Genomic DNA, 24,874 nt, shown 5'->3' on the forward strand with positions numbered 1-24,874 from the left:
TGTAAGGGGCTCTGACCAGCGATGACAACCAGTGTTGTCGTGCCGGTAAGGTAATGGCGCCGCGTACACGTCACCGCGGCCACGACGGGACACCGAGGAGCACCCGCGATGACCGCAGAGCACGTCCCAGCCGCTCCGGGCACCCGCCCCCTGGCGAACTGGACGACACGACGCTGGCTGCGTGTCGGCGTGAGCGCCTCGCTCGCCCTGCTGGCCGTCCTCAGCGGTCTGGGCGTCTGGGCGATGGGCCGGGCCACCTCGATCAGCAACGACCTCGTCAACACACGCTCACCCGCGCTGACCAACTCCGTGCGCCTGGAAACGGCGCTGGTCAACCAGGAGACCGGGGTCCGCGGCTACGGCCTGACCGGCGAGAAGCAGTTCCTCGAGCCCTACCGGCAGGGCCTGGCCGACGAGAAGTCCGCTGTCGACAGGCTCCACCAGCTCCTGTCCGGCGACGCGCGCGAGCAGGCCGACCTGCGCACCGTCCTCGGCCGCGCACGCACCTGGCAGCAGCGCATCGCCACCCCTATCTCCGGTGCCCCGGCCGGTGCCCCCGTACCCATCGCCACCGACCGGGCCGCGGAGGGCAAAGCCGCCTTCGACCACCTCCGGCAGGCGATGACAGCCCAGCAGAACCACCTCCTGAGCGCCCGCATGAGCGCGGTCGGCGACCTGAACCGTGCCCAGACGCTGTGCGACTGGGTCTTCGCGGCCGTGGCACTGGTCATCGTCCTGCTGGCCGCCGCGGTCTTCGAGGGGCTGCGCCGTGGTGTCAGCGGGCCACTGACCCGGCTCAGCAGCGACGCCGGGCGGGTCACCCGCGGCGACTTCACCCACCGCATCGCCGCATCCGGTCCGGCCGACCTGCGCAAACTGAGCACCGACATCGACGCCATGCGCAGCCGGCTCGCCGACGAACTCGCCACCAGCGAGCACACCCGCCGGCTCCTCGACGAACAGGCCGCCGACCTCAAACGCTCCAACGAGGAATTGGAGCAGTTCGCCTACATCGCCTCCCACGACCTGCAGGAACCCCTGCGCAAGGTCTCCAGCTTCACCCAGCTCCTCCAGCGGCGCTACAGCGGCCAGCTCGACGAACGCGCCGACCAGTACATCGGCTACGCCGTCGACGGCGCGAACCGCATGCAGACCCTGATCAACGATCTGCTCGCCTTCTCCCGGATCGGCCGTGTCCTCAACAACCATGAGACCGTCGACCTCGACACACTCCTCGACGACACGCTCGACGCCCTCAGCGTCTCCATCGCGGAAGCCGGTGCCCGCGTCACCCGGGACGACCTCCCCGCCGTCGCGGGCGACTCCACCCAGCTCGGCATGCTGTGGCAGAACCTCATCTCCAATGCCGTGAAATTCCGCGCCCCCGACCGCTCTCCCGAGATCCACATCTCGGCAGCCGAGGAAGACGGTGTCTGGCGGTTCTCCGTCACCGACAACGGCATCGGCATCGATCCCGAGTACGCCGACCGTGTCTTCGTCATCTTCCAGCGCCTGCACACCAAGGACCGCTATCCCGGCAGCGGCATCGGACTGGCCATGTGCAAGAAAGTCGTCGAACACCATGGCGGCACCATCGCCGTGGCGCCCCTCTCCACCCCTGGAACCCGTATCACCTTCACCCTGCCGAGCACCCCACCGCCCACACAGCACCTTCCGGTGAAGTGATCTTCTGGACGGTCGGACGCCTGTGCGGGCGCCGGCACCAGTGGTGAAGCGGCGTGGATTCGGCTTCGAGCACCGAACGCCCTGGGCCCTGGATGTACATCCCGATCCGGGCCGACGGGTTCGTTCCGCTGGACGAGCTCTCGCGCTCAGGTGCGGAGCAGGATCAACACGGTTCCGCCGTCCAAGACCCTCGCCAATGCCACGGCACAGCCCTCCCGCCTGCCCTTTCGGCTGCCCTTCCGGTCCTTGTGGGGGTCGGGCCGAGGGCCTAGCCTCGGCCCCTCCGAGACGATGGTGGCCTGAGTGACCGGAGGGCTGGTCAGCGCGTGCGAGACAGAGCGACATCCCCGATACCGGCGGCGCCCGTGTCGGCGCCGAGGAGGCGAATACCGGGCCCGGCCCCGCAGTTCGCCGCCGGGCGGGCGCCGCAACCCGCCGGGTTCGCCGCCCTCCAGCGGACCGTGGGCAACGCGGCCGTCACCCGTCATGTCCAACGTGTGCAGGGCCAGGGGGCTCCCGACGTCAGGGAGGTGGCACGGCGTCATGCCGCCGATCCCACCGCACACGGCGAGTGGGACACATTCCGCGACATGATGGACAAGGTGGGCTTCCCCCAGGACGTCACGGACGCCGCTTGGCAGCTGATCCTGGGCGGCATCGCGGAACAGGGGCAGCTCAACGACGAGGCGCCGGCGATGTTCACCGAACGCCAGGAGCAGCGCGACCACCGCGCGTCGAACAGCTGGTACCAGGAGTTGGTGCGGCTCGTCGGCGACTACCTGGAGATCGACCGGCCGACGATGGCCCTGTGGTCCGGCGGCATCGACACCAGCGTCTACGCCCGCTCCAAGGGTCATACGCCTCTGGAGTCCACCCCGTTCGGCGGCGTGGTCAACGAACTCCAGCTGACCATGGACTGGATGCTCAAGACGCCGATGTGGAACGTCCTGTCCAAGGCGTTCGTGACCCGGGCCCGCGGCCCCGTCCACATCTTCCTGCGGGCGTACAACCCCGACAGCGTCCTCATCGCACAGGAGGTCCCGCAGCTGCGCGTGGTCATGGCGCTCAACCCGGCGGTGGAACTCATCTGGCACCCGGTCTACACCACGGTCGACGGCAAGCTGATGGAGGTCACCGAGGACCTCGAACTGGCCTCGGACGCGACCTACCGGACCCGGGATCTGTGCGTACGGGCCCTGTACGACTACCTCCGGCTCAAGCACGACCGGGCCAACAGCCGGTCCGAACGCGCCAACGCCGAGATGGGCGCCCGCCTCGCCTCCAACGGCAACCAGCCGTGACCCTGCGGCGCCGGAGACCCGAGCGGGTCCGGGAGGGCCGACCGGGCCGCCACGGCTTGCGCGGTGGCGGCCCGGGTGGCGGATCGAGGTGGGATCGGTCGGTCAGGGGTGGGTGGTGAGGTAGCCGCCCATGGACGTGAAGTACTCGGTCGCGGGCAGCTCGCGGCCGTCGTCGGTCCGTACCCGGGTGATGGCCAGTCCGTGGTTGCGGCCGGTGCGGGCGTCGGCTCCGGCGACGATCACCACGCCGTCGCCCTCGCGGTAGAAGACGCGGCCCGGTGTGCCGCCGTAGCGGCTCCGGGAGACGACGGCGCCGAGGACTTCGAGGCGCCTGCCGCGGTGGTGGGTGAAGGCGGCCGGGTACGGGGCGGACTGGGCCCGGACCAGGCGCTCCAGGTCCTCGGCGGGCCAGGTCCAGTCGATCCGGATGTCGTCCTCGGCGCGCTTGTGGAAGAAGGTGGCCTGGGACCGGTCCTGGCGGGTGAACTCGGTCTGTCCGGACGCGATGAGGTCGAGCGCGCCGATGGTGACCGGGGCGATCAGGTCGACGGTCTTGTGGAACAGGTCGGTCGCCGTGTCCGAGGGTCCCACGGCCACCGCTCGCTGGGCGACGATGTCACCGGCGTCGAGTTCCTCGTTCATCATGTGGGCGGTGACGCCGACCTCCTTCTCCCCGTTGATGAGGGCCCAGATCAGGGGGGAGAAACCGGCGTACTTCGGCAGCAGCGAGTCATGGACGTTCAGCGTGCCGCGGCGGGGCAGGGAGTAGACGCGCGGCGGGATCCAGGTGCGCCAGTTGTTGGCGACGATGATGTCCGGGTCCGCCTCCTTGAGCAGCGTGAGCAGCTCCTCGTCGTCGGGCCGGTTGCGGATGACGACCGGGACGCCGTGCTCCGCCGCCAGGTCCGCCACGGAGTCGCTCCAGATCTTCTCGTAGGCGTGCTCGCTCTTGGGGTGCGTGACCACCATGACCACCTCGTGGTCGGAGTCGAGAAGCGCTTGCAGGGTCCGGTGGCCCCAGGTCTGGTAACCGAACATGACGACGCGCATGGAGATTCCTCCTTGGAACAGGGTCTGCGGGAATAACTTAGGTAAGGCTTACCTAATGTGCAAATGAGTGGATGTCAGGCGCGCCGCGCACGGCGGCGGTTGGCGGCCAGCGCCAGCATGTCGAGCAGCGGGAGGGTGCGGGACCAGCCCAGACAGGCGTCGGTGACGCTGAGGTCGCGCCGGAGGACGGTCGCCGCGAGATCCTGGCGGCCGTCGGAGAGGTACGACTCGATCATGACGCCGGTCAGGCCCGGCTCCCCGTCGCCGATCCGCTCGGCGAGGTCGGCGACGACCACCGGCTGACGGTTGTGGTCCTTGCCGCTGTTGCCGTGCGAGGCGTCCACGACGAGGGACAGCGGCAGACCGGCCGCCGTCAGCAGCGACCGGGCGTGCTCGGTGCCGGCGGCGTCGTAGTTGGGCACCGGGCCGCCCCGCAGCACCAGGTGTGCGTGGGAGTTGCCGACGGTGTGCGTCACGGTGAGACGGCCGTCCGGTGCCAGGACGGGCAGGGCATGGGGATGGGAGGCGACCTGGACGGCGTCGACGGCGGAACCCAGGGCGCCGGACACGCAGTTCTTCATGCCGACCGGCATCGGGAGCCAGGAGCCCAGGTGCCGGTGCGGCTGGCTGGCCACCGTCCGGGCACCGATCGCGGCCCAGGACACCGTGTCGGCCACGTACGGCGCGAGCAGCGGGTCGACGAACTCGTAGGCGAGGGGCAGCCCCAGGGCGGCGGCCTCGGTGAGGAACGCGCGGCCGGTGCGCAGCCCGGTCGCCAGGTCGCTCTTGCCGTCCAGGGCGGGGTAGTTGAGCAGCCCGGTCCAGCCCAGCGCCGTACGCGGCTTCTCCAGGTAGGCCCGCAGGACGACGACCAGGTCGTCCGCGTAGCGGCGCGCGGCGGCGGCGAGCAGGCTCGCGTACTCCAGGGCGGCGGCGGGGTCGTGGACCGAGCAGGGACCGGCTATCACGAGCAGCCGGGGGTCCCTGCCGTCGAGCACGGCGGCGACCGTGTCGCGGTGGTCGGCGACGGCCCGGGCCGTCGCGGTGGACAGGGGAAGGGCCGTGGTGAGGTCGGCGGGGGCGGGCAGTGTGTGCATCATCAGGCTCTCCTGAGGGCGCGGGTCCGGGGCAGTCTCGTCGTCCCGGCCGCGGCCAGCAGCCCGAGTCCGACGACCCACCAGAAGGTGTCGGCGAACGCCGCGGGGACGTCCTGGTGCCGGGCGCCGAGCCGGTCCTGGAGGACCACGGCGAGGGCCGCGGTCCCCAGGGAACCGCCGACGGTGTTGAGGAGGTTGAGCGCTCCGGAGGCGCGGGCGATCTGCTGGGGTTCGATCCGGCTGTAGACGATGTTCATCACGGGGGCGCCGATCATGGCCATCCCGAAGCCGCGCACCAGGAGCGCCAGGGCGATCGCGATGTCGGGCAGTCCGTGGTCGAGTTGGGTGAAGGGGACCGTGCCGGCCAGGACCAGGGTGACGCCGGTGATCACCAGGGTCCTCGGGGCCACCGCGTCGATGGTGCGGTTGACCAGCACGGACCCGGCCGCCGCGCCGAGCCCCTGGGGGGCCAGCAGCAGTCCGGTCCCCCAGGCCGACAGTCCGCGTCCGGTCTGGAAGTACAGGGGCAGCAGGAACGTCGTACCGAACACGGACGCGCCGAGGACCAGCAGGGCCAGGGCCGCCGCGCCGAGTGGTGGCCGGGTGAACAGCCGGGGGTCGATCAGCGGGGTGCCCCGGGTGCGCAGGCCGTGCACGACGAAGCCCGCCAGCATGAGCAGGCCCGCGCCCACGCCCACGGCCGCCGCGGGCGTGTTGCCGTGGGCGACCTCGGTGAGGCCGAACACCAGGACGGCGAGGCCGGGTGACAGCAGTACGGCCCCCCGCACATCGAACGCGGCCCGCCCGGACGCCGGTTCCACCACCGGCACATAGCGGCGGGCGAGCAGGATCGCGGCGACGCCGACCGGCAGGTTGACCAGGAACAGCCACGGCCAGGAGGCCGCCCCGAGCAGGGCGCCGCCGGCCAGCGGGCCGAGCACGGGTGAGAGCAGCGGGACGACCGCGACGACGCTGATCACCCGTCCGGTGCGGGAGGGTCCGGCGATCCGGGCCAGCAGCGCCTGCCCGGTCGGCGGCAGCAGTCCGCCGCCCAGGCCCTGGAGGACCCGGAAGACGATCAGGCTGGTCACGGACCAGGACAGGGCGCACAGTGCGGACCCGCACAGGAAGATCCCCACGGCGACCAGCCAGACCCGCCGGCCGCCGAGGCGGTCGGCGAGCCAGCCGGAGGCGGGTACGGCGGTGACGATGGCCAGCAGATAGGCGGTGCTGACCCACTGGATCTCGGCGAGCGAGGCGTGGAAGTCGTCCGCCAGGGTGTCGATGCCGACGCTGACGATCGTGGCGTCGATGGACGCCATGAACGTGCCGAGGACCAGGATGAACGCGATGCGCAGCAGCGGTGCGTCGACCTTCTCGGCCGGTGCGGCGGTCTTCTCGGTCATCGTCGCTCCAGGAGGGTGCGGACGTCTCGGTCGAGGTGGTCCTCCAGGTGGCGCAGCAGGTCGAGCAGTTCCTCGGCGAGTCCGTCGGCGGCGGCCGCGGAGCGGTGGGCGAGCACACCGGTCCAGGTGTCGCCGTCCGGCATGACGGTCAGGGTCACCGGGTGGTGGGTGGCCTCGCGGAAGCGGGTGCCCGTGAGGGTGAGTCCGGGGGCGGGCTCGCGCAGCCGGTCCCGGTCCACCGGGTAGTTCTCGAACACCACGAGGCTGTCGAAGAGCCTGCGCCGCCCGGTGACGCGTTCCAGGTCGGACAGGGCCACATGATGGTGTTCGACCAGGGCCCGCTGGCGGGTCTGGAGCGCGGTGAGGGTGTCGGCGAACGTGCCCGTCAGGCGGGCCCGTACGGGCACGGTGTTGGCGAGCAGTCCGACGATCTCCTCGACGCCCTCCAGCTCCGGGGGCCGGCAGGCGACCATGGCGCCGAAGCAGACGTCCGGGTGCCCGGAGCGCCGGGCGAGCAGCACCGCCCACGCGCCCTGCACCAGGGTGCTGCGGGTCAGACCGCGCCGGGCCGCGAGCCGGGTGAGCCGGTCCACCAGCGGCGCCTCGAAGGTGATCACCTCGGGCTCCTGCCAGGCGGGGCCCGGTTCACCGGCGCCCAGGTAGTCCCCTTCGGGCAGGCCCGCCAGTTCGTCGGCCCAGACGCCGAGGTCGGGCTCGTGGGCGGCGCGCCAGGCGAGGTAGTCGCCGAACGGCACGGGAGCGGGCAGATCCGCCTCCTCGCCGCGCAGCCGTGCCGTGTAGAGGGCGAACAGCTCGGTGAGGATACGGGGCGCCGACCAGCCGTCGGAGAGCACATGATGGCTGGTCAGGACCAGGTCGAAGCGCCGGGGGTCGTGGCGGATCACGGTCAGCCGGACCAGCGGGCCCGTGCTCAGGTCGAACGGTTCCGCCAGGTCGGCGGCGAGAACCTCCTCGGCCGGTCCGTCGGAGACCCGGAAGTCCGGTTCCGGGGACTTCGGGACGAGCGCGAGGTCCGCCGGGAACACGGCGCCCAGGTTCGGGTGCCGGGCCAGCAGGTCGGCGCCGGCGCCGCGCAGCGCCTCGATGTCCAGGGACCCGGTGAGGGAGAAGGCCGACTGCACGGTGTACGGGTCGGGGCGCTCGGTGCGCGAGTGCCGCAGCATCACCTCCTGCAACGGCGTCAGCGGCTGCACCTCGGCGATCTGCCGGCCGGCGTCGAGCGAGCCGATCTCCGGCGCGGCGGCGACGTCGAGCAGCGCGCTCCGCAGGTGTTCGGCCAGCCGCTCGATCTCGGCGCCGGTGAACAGCGCGCCGGGCCAGGTCAGCCGGATGCCGAGCCGGTCCTCGCGGACCAGCGCGTTGACCATCAGCGCGTGCGGCAGCGGCATGCCGTCGGTGCCGCCGGAGCCGAGCGGGTCCGCGTCCGGGGGTGCCTGCCAGGCGGTCTCGGTGTCCGGGGCGCCCGCGTAGCGGCCGAGGTAGTTCCAGGCGATCTCGGGTGCGACCGGGTCCAGCAGACCGGCCGTGGTGAGGATGCCGTGGCCGAGGCCGTCGCCCTGGGCGCGCAGCCGTTCGGCGACCGCCTTCGGGTCGTCGTCGGCGTCGAGCAGCACCGGGTGGACGGCGGTGAACCAGCCGACGGTCTGGGAGAGGTCCGCGTCGGCGGGGCGGCCGTGGCTCTCCAGCGCGACGAGCAGCCGGGGGGTGCCGCGCCAGGCGCGTACGGCCCGGACGAGCGCCGCGAGCAGGGGCGCGTCCGGTGTGCTGCGCAGGGCCGCGGGCAGGGCCGTCGTCAGGGCCCGGGTGGTGTCGGCGTCGAGGGCGATCTCGTGGTGCGCTGCGGTGGCCACGGTGTCCCGGGCGGGGTCCAGCGGCCGGGCCGCCAGTGCCTCGGTGGCGGTCATCCGCTGCCAGTGCGGCAGTTCGGCGCCGCGGTCGGCCGCGCGGAGCGTGCGCGCCCAGGCCAGGAAGGACAGCCCGTGCCGGGCCGGGGTGCCGCCGTCGTACGCGTGGCGCACGTCGTCCAGCAGGATGCGCCAGGAGACGCCGTCCACGAGGAGGTGATGGGCGATCAGGACGAGCCGGCCGGGCCGTGCGGCTCCGGTGTCGAGCCAGATCGCGCGCAGCAGCGGTCCGGTGCGCGGGTCCAGCGCGGCGCGGGTCTCGGCGGTCCACTCGTCGGCCAGGGCGCGCAGGCCCTCGGCCGTGAGGTCCGGCGCCACCGGCACCCGGACCAGCACATCGGCGCCGGTCACCGCACCGGCCGGCGGGATGCGCAGCGCGTCCGCGACCAGATGGGCGCGCAGCACGTCATGGCGGGCCAGCACCTTGTCGAACACGGTCCGCCAGGAGTGCTCGTCGCCGCCGGGCGGGACGCAGACCTCCACCCACTGGCAGAAGCCGTCGGCGGCGGTGCCCGCGCGGCGCAGCAGGTCCCGCATGAGGGGGGTCAGCGGGGCGTCGCCGACCGCCGGGGCGCGGTCCTCGGTGAGGGCCCGGGCGCGGGCGGCGATCCCGGCGACCGTGGCGCCCTCGAACACGTCCCGCGCGGTCAGTCCGAGTCCCTGGCGGCGGGCGCGGGAGACCACCTGGAGGGAGACGATGCTGTCCCCGCCGATCGCGAAGAAGTCGTCGTCGGGTCCGATGTCGTCGCTGCCGAGGATGTCCCGGAAGACACCGAGCAGCACCGCTTCCGCGGGGGTGGCGGGTTCGCGGCGGCCGGCGGTCGCGGTGTCGGGGGCGGGCAGGGCGGCGGTGTCGAGCTTTCCGCCGGGGCCCAGCGGCAGCCGGTCGAGGACCACCAGCGCGGTGGGCACCATGTGGTCCGGCAGCCCGGCGGCCAGGTGCTCGCGGATCCGGGCGGTGTCGCACTCGGCGCCGTCGACCGGGATGACGTAGCCGACGAGCCGTCCCTCGCGCAGGACCACCGCGCAGGCGCGTACGTCGGGGTGGCGGGTCAGCGCGGACTCGATCTCGCCCAGTTCGACCCGGAAGCCGCGGATCTTGATCTGGTGGTCGGCGCGGCCGAGGAACACCAGGTGGCCGTCCGCCCGCCAGCGCACCAGGTCGCCCGTGCGGTACATGCGTTCGCCGGGCGGCCCGAAGGGGTCGGCCACGAACGCGGCGGCGGTCAGGTCGGGCCGGCCGAGGTAACCGCGCGCCAGGCTCGGTCCGGCGAGGTACAGCTCGCCCGTCACACCGGTGCCCACGGGGTGCAGACCGCGGTCCAGGACGTAGGCGCGGACGTTGGGGTCGGGGCGGCCGATCGGCAGCGGGCCGGGGTCGGCCGGATCATACTTCCAGGTGACGGAGTTGATGGTGACCTCGGTGGGGCCGTAGGCGTTGAACAGCGCCCGCCGGCCCTCGCCCCAGCGCCGGGCCAGTTCGGGATCGAGGCGTTCGGCGCCGACGACGAAGAACACGTCGGGGTCGACGGTGCGGTCGTCGGGCATCGCCGCCAGGAACGACGGCAGCAGGTTCACGCCGGTCACCCGGTGCTCGACGATGTAGTCCAGCAGTTCGTCCCCGGGAACGCGTACCTCCTCGGGGGCGATCACGGAGGTGCCTCCGGACAGCAGCGGCACCATGGTCTGCCAGAACGCCACGTCGAAGCCGGTCGAGGCGAAGTGCAGATAGCGGTCGTGCTCGGTGACCTGGACGACGTCCTCCTGGAGGGCGATCAGGTCGGGTACGCCGCGGTGGGTGACGCCGACGCCCTTGGGCCGTCCGGTGGTGCCGGAGGTGTAGATGACGTAGGCGAGCGCGTCCTCGGTGAGACTGGCGCGGGCCCCGGCCGGGTCGGTGCCGGGCATACCGGCGAGGGTGTCCGGGTCGTCGAGGCGCAGCACCGGTATGTCGCGGGCGGTGGGCAGTTCGGCGCCCGTGGTGACGGCGGCGGCCGGTGCGATGTCGTCCAGCATGTACGCCAGCCGGTCTTGGGGGTAGCTCGCGTCCATCGGCACGTACACCGCGCCCGCCTTGGCCACGCCGAACAGTGCCACCGTCATCTCGATGTCCCGGCCGAGGAACACCGCGACCGGGTCCTGCGGCCGGACGCCGCGCCGGATCAGCGCGTGCGCGAGCCGGTTGGCCTCCCGGTCCAGTTCCGCGTAGGTCAGGGCGCGGTCGCGGCAGACGAGGGCCTCGGCGTCGGGCTTGCGGCGCACCCAGGAGGCGAACTCCGCCAGCCATGGGCCGCGTTCACGGACCGGGCGGGCCCCGGTGCCGGTGCGCAGCATCCGCTCCCGCTCGGCCTCGTCGAGCAGGGGCAGGGCGAGCACGGGCCGTGCGGGATCGGCGACGATCTCGCGCAGCAGATGGTGCAGGCGGCGGCCGTGGTCGCGCACCGTCGGCTCGTCGAAGGCGCTGGGCTGGTAGCCGAGTCCGATGGTGAGGGTGTCCCCGGGGAGCACGATCACGGTGAGGGCGTAGTGGGTGGCGTCGGTGATGTCCACCGCGGCCAGGTCGAGTCCGGGGGCCAGCGGGGTGCGGGCGCGGTCGGAGAGCGGGAAGTTCTCCATCACCAGCATGGTGTCGAAGAGTTCACCCGCGCCCGCGATCCGCTGGATGCCGGGCAGGCCGACGTAGTGGTGGTCGGCCAGCGCGACGCTCTCGGAGTGCACCTGTGCCAGCAGTTCCCGGACGGTCGTGTCCTGGGTGTGCCGCACCCGCACGGGGATGGTGGTGCCGAGCTGGCCGATCATGCCGGCCACGCCGTCCACCTCGGCGGGCCGCCCGGACACCGGGCAGCCGAACACCACGTCGTCGCGCCCGGTGAGCCTGCCGAGGAGCAGGCCCCACGCGGTCTGGAGCACCGTGGTCAGGGTGACGCCCCGGTCGCGGGCGAAGGCGCGCAGCCGTTCGCTGAAGTCCGGGCCCAGGTCGATGGCGATCCGGCCGGGCCGCTCGACCGAGGTCCCGGCCGTCGCCGGTGCCAGCCGGGTGGCGCCGTCGACACCGTCGAGTGCCTCGCGCCACGCGGCCAGGGACGCCTCGCGGTCCCGGCCGGCCAGCCAGCGGTAGTACTCGCGGACGTCGGCGGCGGGCGGCACCTGCGGTCCGCCGCCCAGTTCGGCGTAGATGCCGAGCAGGGTGCGGCCGACCAGCGGCATGGACCAGCCGTCCAGCAGCGCGTGGTGGTTGGTGATCACCAGTCTGTGCTCGGCGGGGCCGACGCGGGAGAGCAGGAAACGGATCAGCGGCGGCCCGGACGGGTCGAAGGGGCGCGCCAGTTCGGCCTGGACGGCCCGCTCGAAGTCGTCGTCGCGGCGCCACTCCAGGGTGACCTCGGCGGGCACCACCTGCACCACCTCGTCGCCCGTCTGCGCCAGATGCACGCGCAGCGACGGGTTGCGGCGCAGCAGTTCCCGCGCGGCCCGCGCCATCCGCTCGGGGTCGAGTTCGCCCTCCAGGGTGGTGACGGCCTGGACGACGTACACATCGGTGTCCGGGTCGTCGCGGACCAGGGTGTGGAAGGACAGTCCGACCTGGAGCGGGGTGGCGGGCCACACGTCCTCGACGGGGCCGGAGCGCTCCAGCGCCCGGATGGTGTCCTGGTCGAGGCCGACCAGCGGGAGGTCGGACGGGGTCAGGCCGCCGGTGGCGTGCCGGGCGTGGTCGGCCAGCAGTTCCAGGGCCCGGTCCCACGCCGTGTGCAGGGCGGCCACCGCCTCGGCGCCGAGGACGCCGGTGGCGGCCGTCCATTCGACGGCGAGCCGGGGCTCGTCCCCCTCGTGGACGAAGCAGTTGAGGGCCAGTACCTGTTCCAGGGCCTTGGCGCCGGGTTCGAGCACCGAGAAGGCGTCCTCCTCGGGCAGTCGCCATCCGGTGCCGGTCAACGGCGCGAAGCGGCCGAGGTAGTTGAGCAGCACGTCCGGCGGCGGTACGGCGGCCAGTTCGGCGCCCGCCGGGTCCAGGTGGCGGAGCACGCCGTAGCCGAGTCCCTGTCCGGGGACGCCCCGCTTGGCCTCCTTGGCGGCCCGCAGCACGTCCCCCGGGTCGCCGGCCGCCGGTACCCGCACCGGGTACTCGCTGGTGAACCAGCCGACGGTGCGGGCGAGATCGAGGTGTTCGCGGCCGTGTCCCTCCAGGGTGACGGTCACCGCGTCCCCCTCGGCGCCCCACTCGCGCAGCGCCAGGACCAGGGCCGCGAGCAGGATCTCGTCGACACCTGCGCGGTAGGCCGCGGGCAGTGTGGTCAGCAGGGCCTCGGTGACGGCCGGGGAGGCGGTGGTGACCGAGCGGTGGGCGGTCGAGACCGTGTCCTTCGTCCGGTCCAGGGGCCGGGTGCCGAGGCGGGTCGCGGAGGCGAGGGCGGTGCGCCAGTGGCCGAGTTCGTCCCGCCGGGTTCCGGCGGCGCCCTGTTCGGCGAGGAGGGTGGCGTGCCGCCGCCAGGAGGCACCGGCCGGCGGCAGGGTGCCGCCCGTGCAGGCCGCGTGCAGATCGGGGATGACGATCCGCCAGGAGACGCCGTCCATGGCGAGGTGGTGCACGACGAGGACCACCTCGTCCGGGGCGTCCGGGCCGGTGCGGAGCAGGGCCGCCCGCAGCAGGTCGCCGCGGCGCGGGTCCAGTTCGTCCGCCAGCTGACGGGCGACCGTGGCGGCGTCCGCGCCGTGGACCTCGGTGACGACGGCGGGCACCGCGCCCCGGGGCAGGATCTCCAGGCCGTCCTCGCCGGCCCGCAGCCGCAGCGCGTCATGCCGGTCGAGGATCGCCCGGACCCCCATGTCCAGGGTTTCCAGGGTGAGTTCGGGGACGCGCAGGGCCGTCCACTGGGCGTATCCGGCGACCACGTCGAGGTCCGGGTGGGCATCGAGCAGGTCGCGCACGATGGGCGGCGCGGTGACGGGCCCGGTCGGGTCGTCGGCCGGTTCGTCCGTCGCCTCGGCGGGTACGGCAAAGGCGGCGAGGGAGGCGAAGGTGCGGCGGGCCAGCAGGTCCCGGGGCCGCAGTTCGAGGCCCAGCGCGCGCAGCCTGCTGCTGACCGTGATCGCGGAGATGCTGTCCCCGCCGAGGGTGAAGAAGTCGTCGTCCACACCGACCCGTTCGACCTCGAACACCTCGGCGAGCGCCGCGCACAGCAGGCGTTCCGGCTCGGTGCGGGGCTCCCGGCCGCCGCCCGCACTGACGGGTGCGGGCAGCGCGGCGCGGTCGAGCTTGCCGTTGGGGGTGAGGGGCAGCGCGTCGAGCACCACCACGGCGGCGGGTACGAGGTGTTCGGGCAGCGTCTCGGCCAGCCGGGCGCGCACCACGTCGGCGGTGACGGTGGCGGACACGACGTAGCCGACCAGCCGGGAGGAGCGTACGGCGGCGGCAGCGGCGGTGACTCCGGGCAGCGCGGCCAGCGCGGCCTCGACCTCGCCGGTCTCCACCCGGTGGCCGCGCACCTTCACCTGGCCGTCGGCACGGCCCAGGTAGTCCAGGCCGCGCCCGGGGACCCAGCGGGCCAGGTCGCCGGTGCGGTACATCCGCTCCCCGGGCGCCCCGTACGGGTCGGCGACGAAACGCTCGGCACTCGTACCGGGCATGCCGAGGTAGCCGCGGGCCAGGTGCGGGCCCGCCAGGTACAGCTCGCCCACCGCGCCCGGCGGCACCGGGTGCAGGGCGTGGTCCAGGACGTAGGCGCGGGTGCCGGCGAGCGGCCGGCCGATGGTGGGCGCGTCCCCGGTGACGGGCGCGGTGGTGCTGTCCACGGTCGCCTCGGTCGGCCCGTACATGTTGCGGGCGCCGACGCCGGAGGCCACGATCCGCTGCCACAGCGCCGGGGGTGTGGCCTCGCCGCCGAGGACGAGCAGGGCCGGGCGCAGGTCGAGCAGTCCCCCGTCGACCAGGGCCGCCGCCATCGAGGGCGTGGTGTCGACGACATCGATGCCGTCCCGGGCGTACGCCGCGAGCAGCGCGTCGGCGTCGCGGACGGTCTCGGCGTCGTAGACGTGGAGTTCGTGTCCGCACAGCAGCCATACGAGGTGGTCGAAGGCCGAGTCGAAGGCGAACGAGTAGGTGTGGGCGACGCGCAGGCGGCGGCCCGTGGCGCGCTCCGTCTCGGCGACGACCGCGGCGCGCTGGTGGTGCAGCAGCGCCGCCAGGCCGCCCGCCCGGCCGAGCACGCCCTTGGGGCGTCCGGCGGAACCGGAGGTGTGGATGACGTAGGCCAGGTGCTCCGGGTGGCGGGGCGCGGCCAGTTCGCCCGGTGCCAGCGGTGCGGTGGACAGCGGCGCGGCCTCGGCGAGCAGGGTGTCCCAGGGGAGGCCGTCGACCGCGCCGGAGGTGACCACCAGGGCCGGGCGGGCGTCCTCGACGAGGGCGCGCAGCCGCTGGGGCGGGTAGGCGGTGTCCAGGGGGAGGAAGGCCGCGCCCGCGTCCAGGACCGCGAGCAGCGCGGTGACCAGGTCGGCGGAGCGGGGCAGCGCGAGGGCCACGACGTCGTCGGGTCCGATGCCCCGGGCCCGCAGCGCGCGGGCCAACCGGTGGACCCGGCCCGCCAGTTCACCGGCGGACAGCCGGTCCGTGCCGCAGACGAGGGCGGTGTCACCGGCGGCGGCCGCGGCGGCCATGGCGTCGAACGCGTCCGGCACGAGGAGCGGCGTGCCGGGCAGGGCCGCGGGCGTCCAGGGGGCCGGGACCTCGCCGTCGGCACCGCCCATGGGGACGCGGGCCACGGTCCGTCCGTCGAGCAGGCCGGTCAGCAGCGCGCGGAATCCGGCCAGTTTGCCGTCGACGCTCTCCTGGTCGTTGTCGCGGGCGTCCACCTCGAAGCCGAGGTGCAGTCCGCCGTCGGGGGTGGGGAGCACCGCGAGGCCCATGTCCTCGGGCGGGCCGCCCGCGACATTGCGCATCAGGCCCGTCGCCCCGTCGAAGTCCAGTGCCAGGTCGAACGCCTTGAGGTTGATGCCGCGGCCGTGCAGCAGCGCGCCCGCGCCGGGCACCTTGAGGTCGCGCGGCAGGTCCTCGCCCCGGTAGCGCTGGTGCCGGCGCGTCTCGCGCAGCGCGGCGGCGACCCGGCGGGTCAGCTCGCCGAAGTCGTCCCCGCCGTGCACGTCCACCCGCAGCGGCAGCACATTGACGGCCATGACCGGGGTGCGCAGTTCGGCGGAGGCGGTCCGGCACATCAGCGGCAGCGCGAAGACCACGTCGGTGCGGCCCAGCATGCGGTGCAGGAAGGCGGCGTAGCAGGCGATCAGCGCCTCGCCCCAGGTGGCCTTCTCCCGGTCGGCGAACTCGCGCAGCCGGGCGGTCTGTTCGGGGGTGAGGCGGGTGCGGGCGCTCAGCGAGCGGCCGGAGGGGCCGGCAAAGGTGCGCACGTCGTCCAGGTCGGGCAGCGGGGTGAACCGGTCCACCCAGTAGGCGCGGTCGGCCGCCGCGCGCTCGCTCTCCCGGTACTCACGGTCCGCGGCGACGACGTCGGCGAGCGTCCCGAAGGTGCGGCGCGGCGGTTCGGTCCCCCGCACCAGGGCGGTGTAGTGGGCGGCGGTGCGGCGGGCCACCATGGCTCCGCTGTAGCCGTCGAAGACCAGGTGGTGGCCCAGCTGGGTGTACCAGACCTCCCGGTCGGAGAGCCGGATGACGACGGGCTCGTACAGCGGCCGGTCCACCATCGCGCGGCAGTGCTCGGCCGCGCGGGCCCGCTCGGCCTCGACGAGGGCGGCGGCCGCGGCCGTGGGGTCGCTCGCGCCGCCGACGTCGATGATCCGGGGCAGCTCCACCGGGGTGTCGCTGACCGTCTGGCGCGGGCCCGAGGGGGTGTCGTACACCCGCAGGCGCAGGCTCTCGGCCTCCTCGGTGGTCGCCCGGACGGCCTCGGCGAGCGCCTGCGGGTCGATCGGCCGCTCGCCGCCGGATATCTCCACCACGTCCCCGACCACGTAGTACGGCGAGTCCGGTTCCAGACGTTGCGCGTTCCAGATGCCCGACTGGGCGCCGGTCAGGGGTAGCAGTCGGTCCGCGGGGGCGGGTGGGGTGGTCAACTCACTCTCCTTGCAGTGTGGGGACGACCATCGGGGTGGCGGCCACCGGGTCGGGCACGATGACGCTGGGCAGATCGAAGACGTCCTTGATCAGCGCGGCGTCCACGATGTCCGCGGGCCTGCCCTCGGCCACCACCCGTCCGTCGCGCATGGCCACCAGGTGGTCCGCGAAGCGGCACGCCTGGTTGATGTCGTGCAGTACGGCGATGACGGTGCGGCCCTGGTCGCGCAGCTGGGCCAGCAGGCGCAGCAGTTGGTACTGGTGGGTGATGTCCAGGAAGGACGTGGGTTCGTCGAGCAGCAAATACGGGGTCTGCTGGGCGAGCGCCATGGCGATCCAGACCCGCTGCCGCTGCCCGCCGGACAGCTCCTGGACGGGCCGGCCGGCCAGTTCCAAGACGCCGGCGGCGGCCATCGCCTCGGTGACGGCCCGCTCGTCGCTCTCGGACCACAGGGACAGCAGCGACTGGTGCGGGAACCGGCCGCGGGCGACCAGTTGCCGGACCTTGACGTCGTCCGGGGCCAGCGGGTCCTGGGGCAGGAAGCCGACCTGGCGGGCCAGTTCCTTGGACGGGTACGACCCGACCTCGCGCCCGTCGAGTTCCACGTGTCCCTCGGCGGGGCGCAGCAGCCGGACGAACGCGCGCAGCAGGGTGGACTTCCCGCAGGCGTTGGGGCCCACGACCGCGGTGAACGCGCCGTCGGGGATGTCGAGGCTCAGCCGGGTGGCCACCACCCGGTCGCCGTAGCGCAGGGTGATCTCCCGCGCGGTCAGGCGTGCGCTCATGCGCGCCTCACCTCCTTGGTCAGCAGCCAGATCAGATAGCAGCCCCCGACGGCGGTGCTCACCACACCGACGGGCAGCGCGACCGGCGCCAGCAGCGCCTGGGCGATCAGGTCGGCGCCCTGGAGCAGGACGGCCCCGGTCAGGGCGGCCGGGAGCAGGGGGATGCCCGCCGAGCCGGCGAGCCGGCGGCCGATCTGCGGAGCGGCCAGCGAGATGAACGCGATGGGTCCGGCGACCGCGGTCACCGTCGCCGTGCAGCCGACGCCGACCAGCACCATGAGCAGCCGCAACCGGCCGAGCGCGACCCCGGTGGTGACCGCGAGCGGGTCACCGAGCGCGGTCTGGTGCATGGCGCGGGCCTGGACGGCGATGATCGTCAGCAGTACGGCGATCACCCAGAACGGGATCCACAGGTCCGACCAGTCCACGCCGTTGAGGGAACCGGCGCTCCAGCCGACCGCGGCGATCGCGATGTCCAGGTCGGCACGGAGCACGATCCAGGAGTTCAGCGCGGTCACCATCGCGTTGACCGCGATGCCGATCACCACGAGGCGCAGCCCGGAGAAGCCCCGGTCGACGGAGAGCAGGTAGACGACGGCCGAGACGAGCAGTCCGCAGACCACCGAGGAGGTGGCCAGCTGGGCGGAGGTGCCCGACAGCACGGTCATCGCGAACAGCGCTCCGGTGTAGGAGCCGGCGTCCAGGCCGATCACATCGGGGCTGCCGAGCGGATTGCGGGTCAGGTTCTGGAAGATGGCTCCCGCCACGCCGAGCGCGGCCCCGAAGACGGCGCCGGCCGCCACCCGGGGCAGCCGCCAGTCGATGATCACCACGGACCGCTCCCGCCCGGTGAGGGCGGACAGCACCTCTTGGGGGGAGGCCCAGGACGCGCCGTAGCACAGCCCGAGCAGGCCGAGCGCGAGGACCAGGACGGCCAGGACGACGGCGACCAGCAGCGGGCGGCGCGCGACCCGCGGAGCGTACCCGGTCACAGTGCCCCCGCCCCGTAGCGGCGGACGGTCCAGATCAGCATGGGGCCGCCGAGGAACGCGGTCACGATGGCCACCGGCATCTCCCCGGTGGGCAGCAGCACGCGGGCCGCGGTGTCGGCGGCCAGCAGCAGCACGGGACCGAGGACCATCGAGTACAGCACCAGCCAGGGCACCGAGCCGCCGGCCGCCCTGCGGGCGAGGTGCGGCACGATCAGGCCGACGAACAGGATGGGGCCCGCCACCGCGGTCGCGGCGCCGCTGAGCACGGTGATGAGCACCAGCGTGACGGCCTGGGTGCGGGCCACCCCGGCGCCCAGGGTCTGGGCCACGTTCTCGCCCAGTGCCAGGGCGTTGAGGGACCGCCCCAGTGCCAGCGCCGCCACGAGGGCGATGCCGATGGCGACGAGCGGCAGGGTCAGCGGTTCCTGTTCGCGTCCGGCGAGGGTCCCGACCGACCAGAACCGGTAGGCGTCGAACAGCTTCGGGTTCATCAGCCGCAGCCCCAGTGCGATGCCCCCCAGTACGGCGGTGAGGGCCACGCCGGTGAGGACGAGGCGCAGGGGCGCGCGCCGTCCCACCGACAGGACCAGCAGGGCGGCCAGCACCGAACCGGCGACGGCGCACAGGAGTTGGCCGCCCTGCCCGCCGGCCAGGCCGAGCGCGGCGCCGACCGTGACCGCGAACCCCGCGCCCGCGGTGACCCCGAGGACGCCGGGCTCGGCGAGGGGGTTGCGGGCGAGGGTCTGGATCAGCGCGCCCGCGACCGCGAGGGCGGCGCCGACGGCCGCCGCCAGCAGCGCCCGGGGGGCCCGGACGTCTCGTACGATCACGTCGTCGTTCGTTCCTCGGTAGTCGAACAGGGCCCTGACCACATCGGCGGGGGGTACGGCGTGGGCGCCGACGGCGATGCTGAGGACGGCAGCCGCGGCCAGCAGGACCAGCCCGCCAATGAGCAGGCCGGTCCTCCTCAGGTCCCGCCCGGGTGACTCCCCCTGGTCGGGGCGGTCCGTGGCGGTCACTTGTCGAGCAGGGGCGCGAACGCCTTGTCGATCGCCTTCAGGGTCTTCAGGGCGTCCCCGTAGGTCGACGCCTCGGTGTAGGCGATCGGGAACGTCATCTTCTTCTTGACCGCGGGCAGGTTCTTCCACAGCTTCGAGTCGAGGACGGACTTGACCGAGTCCGGGACGCTGCCGTCGGCGTCGACCGAGTAGGTGATGGCGTCGGCCTGGCCGAGGGAGTCCGTGATCTGCTCCATGGAGGGGTATTCGCTCACCGACTTGGAGCCGGGTCCGGCCTTCTTGACCTTGCCGTAGTACTCGGCGCCGACGTCCTGGGCCACGTTGGTGCCCCACGAGCCGTTGAACTCGCGCTGGAAGGTGCCCTTGGAGGTGTCGCCGTACGCGCCGACGTGGCCGAGCTTCAGCTGGGGCAGCACCTTCTGGTACTTCTTCCTCAGCTTCGCCGCCTCGGCCTCGTACGTGGCCTTGTCGGACTCGTACTTGGTGAGCACGCCCGCCGCGTCCGCCTGCTTGGTGGACACGTCACGCCACTGGGAGGGCAGGGTCGGGCCGATCGCGACGACGGGGGCGATGGACCTGAGCCGCTTCATGTCGATGTCACCGAGCACCGGCACCGGGACGCCGAGCACGATGAGGTCGGGCTTGGCCTCGGCGATGGCCTCGTAGTTGGTCTCCGAGGCCTGCTCGCCCGCGACCTTGGTCAGCTTCTTGTAGGTGGCCATTTCCTGGCCGTCCATCATCGGTTCCCCGCGCTGCCAGGAGGAGATGCCGACGAGCGGGGCGCCGGCCTCGATCAGCGTGGGCACGGCGTAGCCGGTGGCCACCACGCGCTTGGGGTGGACCGGGATCGTCACCTTGCCGTTGTCCGCGGTGAAGACCCGGGTGTCGTTCTTCTCGGGCTTGCCCGCGGCGTCGTCGTGGGACGATCCGCACGCGCTCAGGGTCAGGGCCAGTGCGACGGCACCGACGAGACCCGCTGATCTGCGCGTGAACATGTGCGACTCCTTCTGACATGCGAGACCGGTCCGCTCCTTCGAGCGGTTGTGCCTCGGTCCATGGCCTTCCGGCAGGTCGCCGGAAGGAATTCGTGGGTGGATAAAGGGGTGGGGGTGGTGGGACGGCCGGGACGACGTGCCGTCAGTGCTCGTGCTCGTCGTCGAAGTCGGCGATGCCGCGCTTCCAGTAACCGGTGATCTCGTAGTCGGCCCGGTCCAGGCGCAGTTCGTCGCGGACCCAGCGCCGCAGCGGTTTGATCTGTCCGGCCTCGCCGGCGATCCACGCGTACAGCCGCTCGCCCTCGGCGACGGGTACGGCGGTGACGGCCTGTACCAGGGCGTCGCCGGTGCCCGCCGGGCGGTCGCCGCGGTGCAGCCAGCGCACCTCGACGGCGGCCGGGGCGGACAGTTCGATCTCCTCCGCCGCGCCGGCGACCTCGATGAACGCCCAGCCCTCCGCGTCCCGGGGCAGCTCCTCCAGCCAGCGCGCGATCGCGGGCAGTGCCGTGATGTCGCCGACCAGCAGATAGCGGTCGTAGACGGGCGGGACGATCAGCCCGCCGGGCGGTCCCGCGACATGCAGGACGGCGCCCGGGCGTACCCGCTGGGCCCAGTCCGAGGCCAGACCGCCCTCGTGCGGGGCGATGTCGATGTCGATCTCGCCCGTCTCCGGGTCGTAGCGGCGCACGGTGTACTCCCGTGAAGTGGGCGCGGGGCGGGGCCACTTCAGCAGGTCGCCGTCGGGTTTTGGCAGGCGCAGCGATCCGTCGGGCTCGGGGAAGAGGAGTTTGACGTGGTCGATGGGCGAGTGCGCCTCGAACCCCTCGGTGCCCGGTCCGCCCAGGGTGACCCGCAGCAGACCGGCGCCGACCGTCGTGGTGCGTACGACCTCGGTGCGGCGGACGCGGATCGGGTAGCGCACCTTCTCGGGGCGGGGTCCGGCCAGGACCTCCTCGATCCGCTCCAGGTGGCCGGGCCGGTGCTCGGTGCGGCTCATGCCTTCTCGCCCGTCAGGAGGGCCTGCCAGTGGGCCAGTTCGGGACGTTCCGCCAGGTCGGGCAGTTCGAGGTCGCCGGCGCCGTCCGCCCGCCAGCGCTCGACGAGGGTCATGAGCCGTACCGAGTCGAGACCGAGGTCGCGCAGGTCGTCGTCGGGGGCTATCTCGGAGGGAGCACAGCCCAGCAGCTCCGCGACGTCCGTGCGGATGCGCTCGGGTGACAGTGCCTCACTCATCGGTTGACTCCTCGGGATATGGGTGCCGACGGCGGGGTCGGCGATCGGGCCGGACAGATGGGACGGTTGGGAAGGTCGGGACGGGCGGGGTGCCGTGCCGTTGCCGGGGTCCGCGGCTGCCGGACAGGAGGGCGGCCAGGGCCCGCGGCGCGGTTCATACGAGGTGTTCGAGGCCGAGGGCGCGCAACAGGGTGCGGAACTTGGCCGAGGTCTCGGCCAGTTCGGCCTGTGGGTCGGAACCGGGGACGATGCCGGCTCCGGCGAACAGCCGTACGGTGCGGTCGCAGACCTCGGCGCTGCGGATCGTCACCGCCCACTCGCCGTCGCCGTCGAGTCCGCTCCAGCCGACCATGCCCGCGTAGTAGCCGCGGTCCTCGGGCTCCAGTTCCGCGATGGCGGTGAGGGCCCGGGGCGCGGGCACTCCGCAGACGGCGGGGGTGGGGTGCAGCGCCTCGGCCAGGCCGAGCGCGGAGCTGGCCGGGTCCAGCGGGTCCCGCAGCCGTCCGGTGATCCGGGTGGACAGGTGCCACATCGTCGGTGTCCCGATCACCTCGGGGCGCTCGGGGACGTCGAGGTCGGCGCAGAACCGGCCGAGCACCTCGGCCACCTGGGCGGCGGTGTGCGCGTGTTCGCCGAGGTCCTTCGCCGAGTCGCGCAGCCGCGCGATCCGTTCCCGGTCGAGTCTCTCGTCACCGGCCCGGGGGGCGGACCCGGCCAGCGGGTTGGCGGTCACGTGGGCGCCGCGCCGGGACACCAGCAGCTCGGGGCTGGCGCCGACCAGGGTGCGCGGGGCGGGGTCACCGGGGGCGGTGACATCGGCGGCGAAGGCGTAGGACGCCGGGTCGGCGTGGACCAGCCGGGTCAGCAGCGCGGGCACGGCCACGGGATGTTCGCCGGTCAGCTCCAGGGAACGGGCCAGCACCACCTTGCGCAGCTCGCCGTCGCCGATCAGCTCCAGCGCCCGGCTCACCGCGGCGGTGTAGCCCTCGGGTTCGGGGCGGGGCCGAACCGTCCACCCGGTGCCGGATCCCGGCTGGGGCAGATGGCCGGCCAGGGCGGAGGGGGCGCCCGCGCGCCGTACGACCGCGGGGACCAGCAGGCCGGCGTCACCGTCCGGACGGAATCCGGCGGCCCCGACCACGACGGGATCGGGCAGTCCGGCCGCGGCCGCCGCGTCCAGCGCCTCGGCCGCGGCGAGGGCCCGGGCGCCGCTCCCGGCGCGTACCCGGGTGTGCACACCGTCGGCGAGCAGGGTGCCGCGTGCCGAGGAGAAGTAGAACGAGCCGGTGAGGTAGGCCGCCAGCAGGTCGGAGGGCCGGTGCATGGGGCTGGGGCGCATCAGGGTGGATAGGGACACGTCGGTGCATCCTTCATTCGGGCGTGCGGTCTGGGCGCCGGCGGCACGGCGGTTTCTCCGGGGTGGTCGTCCTGCCGGGAGAGGCGCGCCGGCTCGCGAGAGCGGTGACGAGCGAGGACATCGGCAGGGGTTCCGGGCGGGGAAGCAAGGGCTCCGAGAACCTGGCCGGATACGACAACCTCACCAGATAGTTAGGTTAGCCTTACTTTATTAAGAGAAAGGCTCGACGGTCAACTACGCGTCCGCACCAGGGACTTGCGTGCGGGAGTGCGCCGCCCACCGGGCCCGCGACTCTCAGGCGTCCGGCGCCGCGGCGCGCGCGTGCTCGATCAGGCTGGTGGGCCGCATGTCGGTCCAGTGCCGGCTGACGTGGGCGAGACACGCCTCGCGGGTGTCCTCGCCGTGGGCGACGGTCCAGCCCTGGGGTACGGCGGCGAAAGCGGGCCAGAGGGAGTGCTGGTTCTCGGAGTTGACGAGGACGAGGTAGCGGGCGCTGTCGTCCTCGAAGGGGTTGGTGGCGGCCATGGCCGGTCTCCTGGCGGGGTCAGGGGGTGGGGAGGGGAACGGTGCCGGTCTCGGCCGCGAGGTCGGCGGCCTCGGCGCCGGCGTCCGTGCGCTGGGCGCGGTCGAGGAGGAGCGCGTCGCAGATCTCACCGGCGCGGACGGCGAGGGTGGACAGCAGGGAGGAGGTGATGCCGTGGGTGTGCTCGGTGGCGGCGCCCTGGAGGTAGATTCCTGCGCGGACGGCGCCGGTGGTGGCGATCCGGTGGTCGCGTCCTATCCGCAGCCGCCCCTGGCCGTCGGTCAGGCAGTGTTCGGCCAGGGGGCCGAGGAGGGTGCGGGGGTCGGAGGGCCGGTAGCCGGTGGCCAGCACGACGGCGTCGCAGTCGAGGGTGCGGGGGTCGCCGTCGATCAGGGGGCGCAGCGCCACGCGGACACCCTGGGGGTGTTCCTCGACGGCGGTCAGGGCGGTGGCGTTCAGGATCCGCAGCCGTTCGGTGCCGGCGACCTTCTCCTGGTAGACGGTGCGATAGAGCTGCTCGATCAACTCGCCGTCCACGACGGAGTAGTTGGTGTTGGCGTGATAGCCGAGCAGGGATTCCTTGACCTCGTCGGGCGCCGTGTAGAAGTCGTCGACGGCCGCCGGGTCGAAGATCCGGTTGGCGAAGGGGCTGTCGTCGGCGGGGCTGTAGCCGTAGCGGCTGAAGACCGCGCAGACCTCCGCGTCCGGGAACTCGCGGTGGAGGAACTCGGCGGCCTCCGCGCCGGACTGGCCCGCGCCGACCACCACGAAGCGCCGCGCCGGGCGGTCCTTCAGGGCCGCCGCCCGCGGCAGCAGCTCCGAGCTGTGCCACACCCGCGGCCCCGGCGTCACGTTCTCCGGGAACCTGGGCACCAGTCCCGTACCCAGGACGACGTTGCGCGTCCGCAGCACTTCGTCACCGGAGGCCTCCCCGTCGGCGGGGCGGGTGTGGACCTCCAGGACGGAGGCGGGACCGTCGCCGTCCGCGGCGGGCCGCAGGGCGTACACCTGGCGCCCGTAGCGCACCTGGTCCTCCACCATGGCCGCGCACCAGCGGAGGTAGTCGTGGAACTCCACGCGGGTCGGGAAGAACGACTTCTGGTTGATGAAGTCGGCCAGCCGGCCCTTGTCGTGCAGGTAGCGCAGGAAGGTGAACCGGCTGCCCGGGTCCCGCATCGTCGCCAGGTCCTTCAGGAACGAGACCTGCATCGTCGCGCCCGGCAGCAGCATTCCCCGATGCCAGCCGAACTCCTGCTGCCGCTCCACGAACACCGAGCGCAGTCCACGACCGCCGCCGTGCGCGTTCTGCTCCGCGACCGCGACGGCCAACGCCAGATTCGCCGGACCGAAGCCCACACCGACCACATCCTGGACCGGCCACTGACCCGGCCCACCGGCAACCGCACGCCCTGCTGACATCTTCGCCCTTCGACAAGGTCCCG

Annotated in this window: 16 protein-coding genes; 3 read left to right on the forward strand and 13 right to left on the reverse strand. The window is 73.2% G+C overall.

From position 1 onward, the window contains the following. Nucleotides 1-108 precede the first annotated feature (108 nt). Both QHG49_RS03635 and QHG49_RS03640 read left to right on the forward strand, forming a co-directional pair. Entirely contained in the window at nt 109-1,686 is a 1,578-nt protein-coding gene (locus QHG49_RS03635) for an ATP-binding protein (protein ID WP_301487195.1), read from the forward strand. A gap of 590 nt (nt 1,687-2,276) precedes the next feature. Next, nucleotides 2,277-2,987, forward strand: a complete 711-nt coding sequence (locus QHG49_RS03640) for a hypothetical protein (RefSeq protein ID WP_301487196.1) — start codon at nt 2,277-2,279, stop codon at nt 2,985-2,987. Nucleotides 2,988-3,089: 102 nt separating this feature from the next. Here QHG49_RS03640 and QHG49_RS03645 read toward each other — a convergent pair whose 3' ends face one another. From QHG49_RS03645 to QHG49_RS03695, 11 genes are all read right to left on the reverse strand, one after another. Beyond that, nucleotides 3,090-4,037: a methionyl-tRNA formyltransferase gene (locus tag QHG49_RS03645; RefSeq protein ID WP_301487197.1), complete on the reverse strand. Its 948-nt coding sequence runs from the start codon at nt 4,035-4,037 to the stop codon at nt 3,090-3,092. Nucleotides 4,038-4,111: 74 nt separating this feature from the next. Continuing rightward, nucleotides 4,112-5,137, reverse strand: a complete 1,026-nt coding sequence (locus QHG49_RS03650; RefSeq protein WP_301487198.1) for a 3-deoxy-7-phosphoheptulonate synthase — start codon at nt 5,135-5,137, stop codon at nt 4,112-4,114. After that, on the reverse strand, nt 5,137-6,540 hold the full coding sequence (locus QHG49_RS03655) for a DHA2 family efflux MFS transporter permease subunit (protein ID WP_159707146.1): 1,404 nt from the start codon (nt 6,538-6,540) through the stop codon (nt 5,137-5,139). The genes QHG49_RS03650 and QHG49_RS03655 overlap by 1 nt, the downstream gene beginning before the upstream one ends. Next, nucleotides 6,537-16,526, reverse strand: coding sequence for a non-ribosomal peptide synthetase (locus QHG49_RS03660; protein WP_301487199.1), 9,990 nt, complete (start codon nt 16,524-16,526; stop codon nt 6,537-6,539). The genes QHG49_RS03655 and QHG49_RS03660 overlap by 4 nt, the downstream gene beginning before the upstream one ends. Before the next feature lies 1 nt (nt 16,527). Then, entirely contained in the window at nt 16,528-17,313 is a 786-nt protein-coding gene (locus QHG49_RS03665; RefSeq protein WP_145484388.1) for an ABC transporter ATP-binding protein, read from the reverse strand. Then, nucleotides 17,310-18,305, reverse strand: coding sequence for an iron chelate uptake ABC transporter family permease subunit (locus QHG49_RS03670; protein ID WP_301487200.1), 996 nt, complete (start codon nt 18,303-18,305; stop codon nt 17,310-17,312). Before QHG49_RS03670 ends, QHG49_RS03665 begins: the two co-directional genes overlap by 4 nt. Then, nucleotides 18,302-19,324 carry an iron ABC transporter permease gene (locus QHG49_RS03675; protein ID WP_301487201.1) on the reverse strand — a complete coding sequence of 341 codons (1,023 nt, stop codon included), beginning with the start codon at nt 19,322-19,324 and terminating at the stop codon, nt 18,302-18,304. Before QHG49_RS03675 ends, QHG49_RS03670 begins: the two co-directional genes overlap by 4 nt. Further along, nucleotides 19,321-20,319 carry an ABC transporter substrate-binding protein gene (locus tag QHG49_RS03680; RefSeq protein WP_301487202.1) on the reverse strand — a complete coding sequence of 333 codons (999 nt, stop codon included), beginning with the start codon at nt 20,317-20,319 and terminating at the stop codon, nt 19,321-19,323. The genes QHG49_RS03675 and QHG49_RS03680 overlap by 4 nt, the downstream gene beginning before the upstream one ends. 142 nt (nt 20,320-20,461) lie before the next feature. Further along, complete coding sequence (locus QHG49_RS03685) at nt 20,462-21,316, reverse strand: siderophore-interacting protein (RefSeq protein ID WP_301487203.1); 855 nt, start codon at nt 21,314-21,316, stop codon at nt 20,462-20,464. Further along, nucleotides 21,313-21,552 (reverse strand): phosphopantetheine-binding protein, encoded by a 240-nt coding sequence (locus QHG49_RS03690; protein ID WP_145484379.1) that lies wholly within the window; start codon nt 21,550-21,552, stop codon nt 21,313-21,315. The genes QHG49_RS03685 and QHG49_RS03690 overlap by 4 nt, the downstream gene beginning before the upstream one ends. Before the next feature lie 154 nt (nt 21,553-21,706). Next, complete coding sequence (locus tag QHG49_RS03695) at nt 21,707-22,909, reverse strand: isochorismate synthase (protein WP_301487204.1); 1,203 nt, start codon at nt 22,907-22,909, stop codon at nt 21,707-21,709. Between the two features lie 23 nt (nt 22,910-22,932). Between QHG49_RS03695 and QHG49_RS03700 the strand changes: the two genes are divergently transcribed. After that, nucleotides 22,933-23,100 (forward strand): hypothetical protein, encoded by a 168-nt coding sequence (locus tag QHG49_RS03700; RefSeq protein ID WP_159707136.1) that lies wholly within the window; start codon nt 22,933-22,935, stop codon nt 23,098-23,100. Nucleotides 23,101-23,203: 103 nt separating this feature from the next. Here QHG49_RS03700 and QHG49_RS03705 read toward each other — a convergent pair whose 3' ends face one another. Both QHG49_RS03705 and QHG49_RS03710 read right to left on the reverse strand, forming a co-directional pair. Then, a complete protein-coding gene (locus tag QHG49_RS03705) occupies nt 23,204-23,434 on the reverse strand; it encodes an MbtH family protein (protein ID WP_145484376.1) in 231 nt (76 codons plus the stop codon). A gap of 19 nt (nt 23,435-23,453) precedes the next feature. Continuing rightward, nucleotides 23,454-24,851, reverse strand: coding sequence for a lysine N(6)-hydroxylase/L-ornithine N(5)-oxygenase family protein (locus QHG49_RS03710; RefSeq protein ID WP_301487205.1), 1,398 nt, complete (start codon nt 24,849-24,851; stop codon nt 23,454-23,456). Between the last annotated feature and the right edge of the window lie 23 nt (nt 24,852-24,874).

Source organism: Streptomyces sp. WP-1 (assembly GCF_030450125.1).
Classification (GTDB): Bacteria; Actinomycetota; Actinomycetes; order Streptomycetales; family Streptomycetaceae; genus Streptomyces; species Streptomyces incarnatus.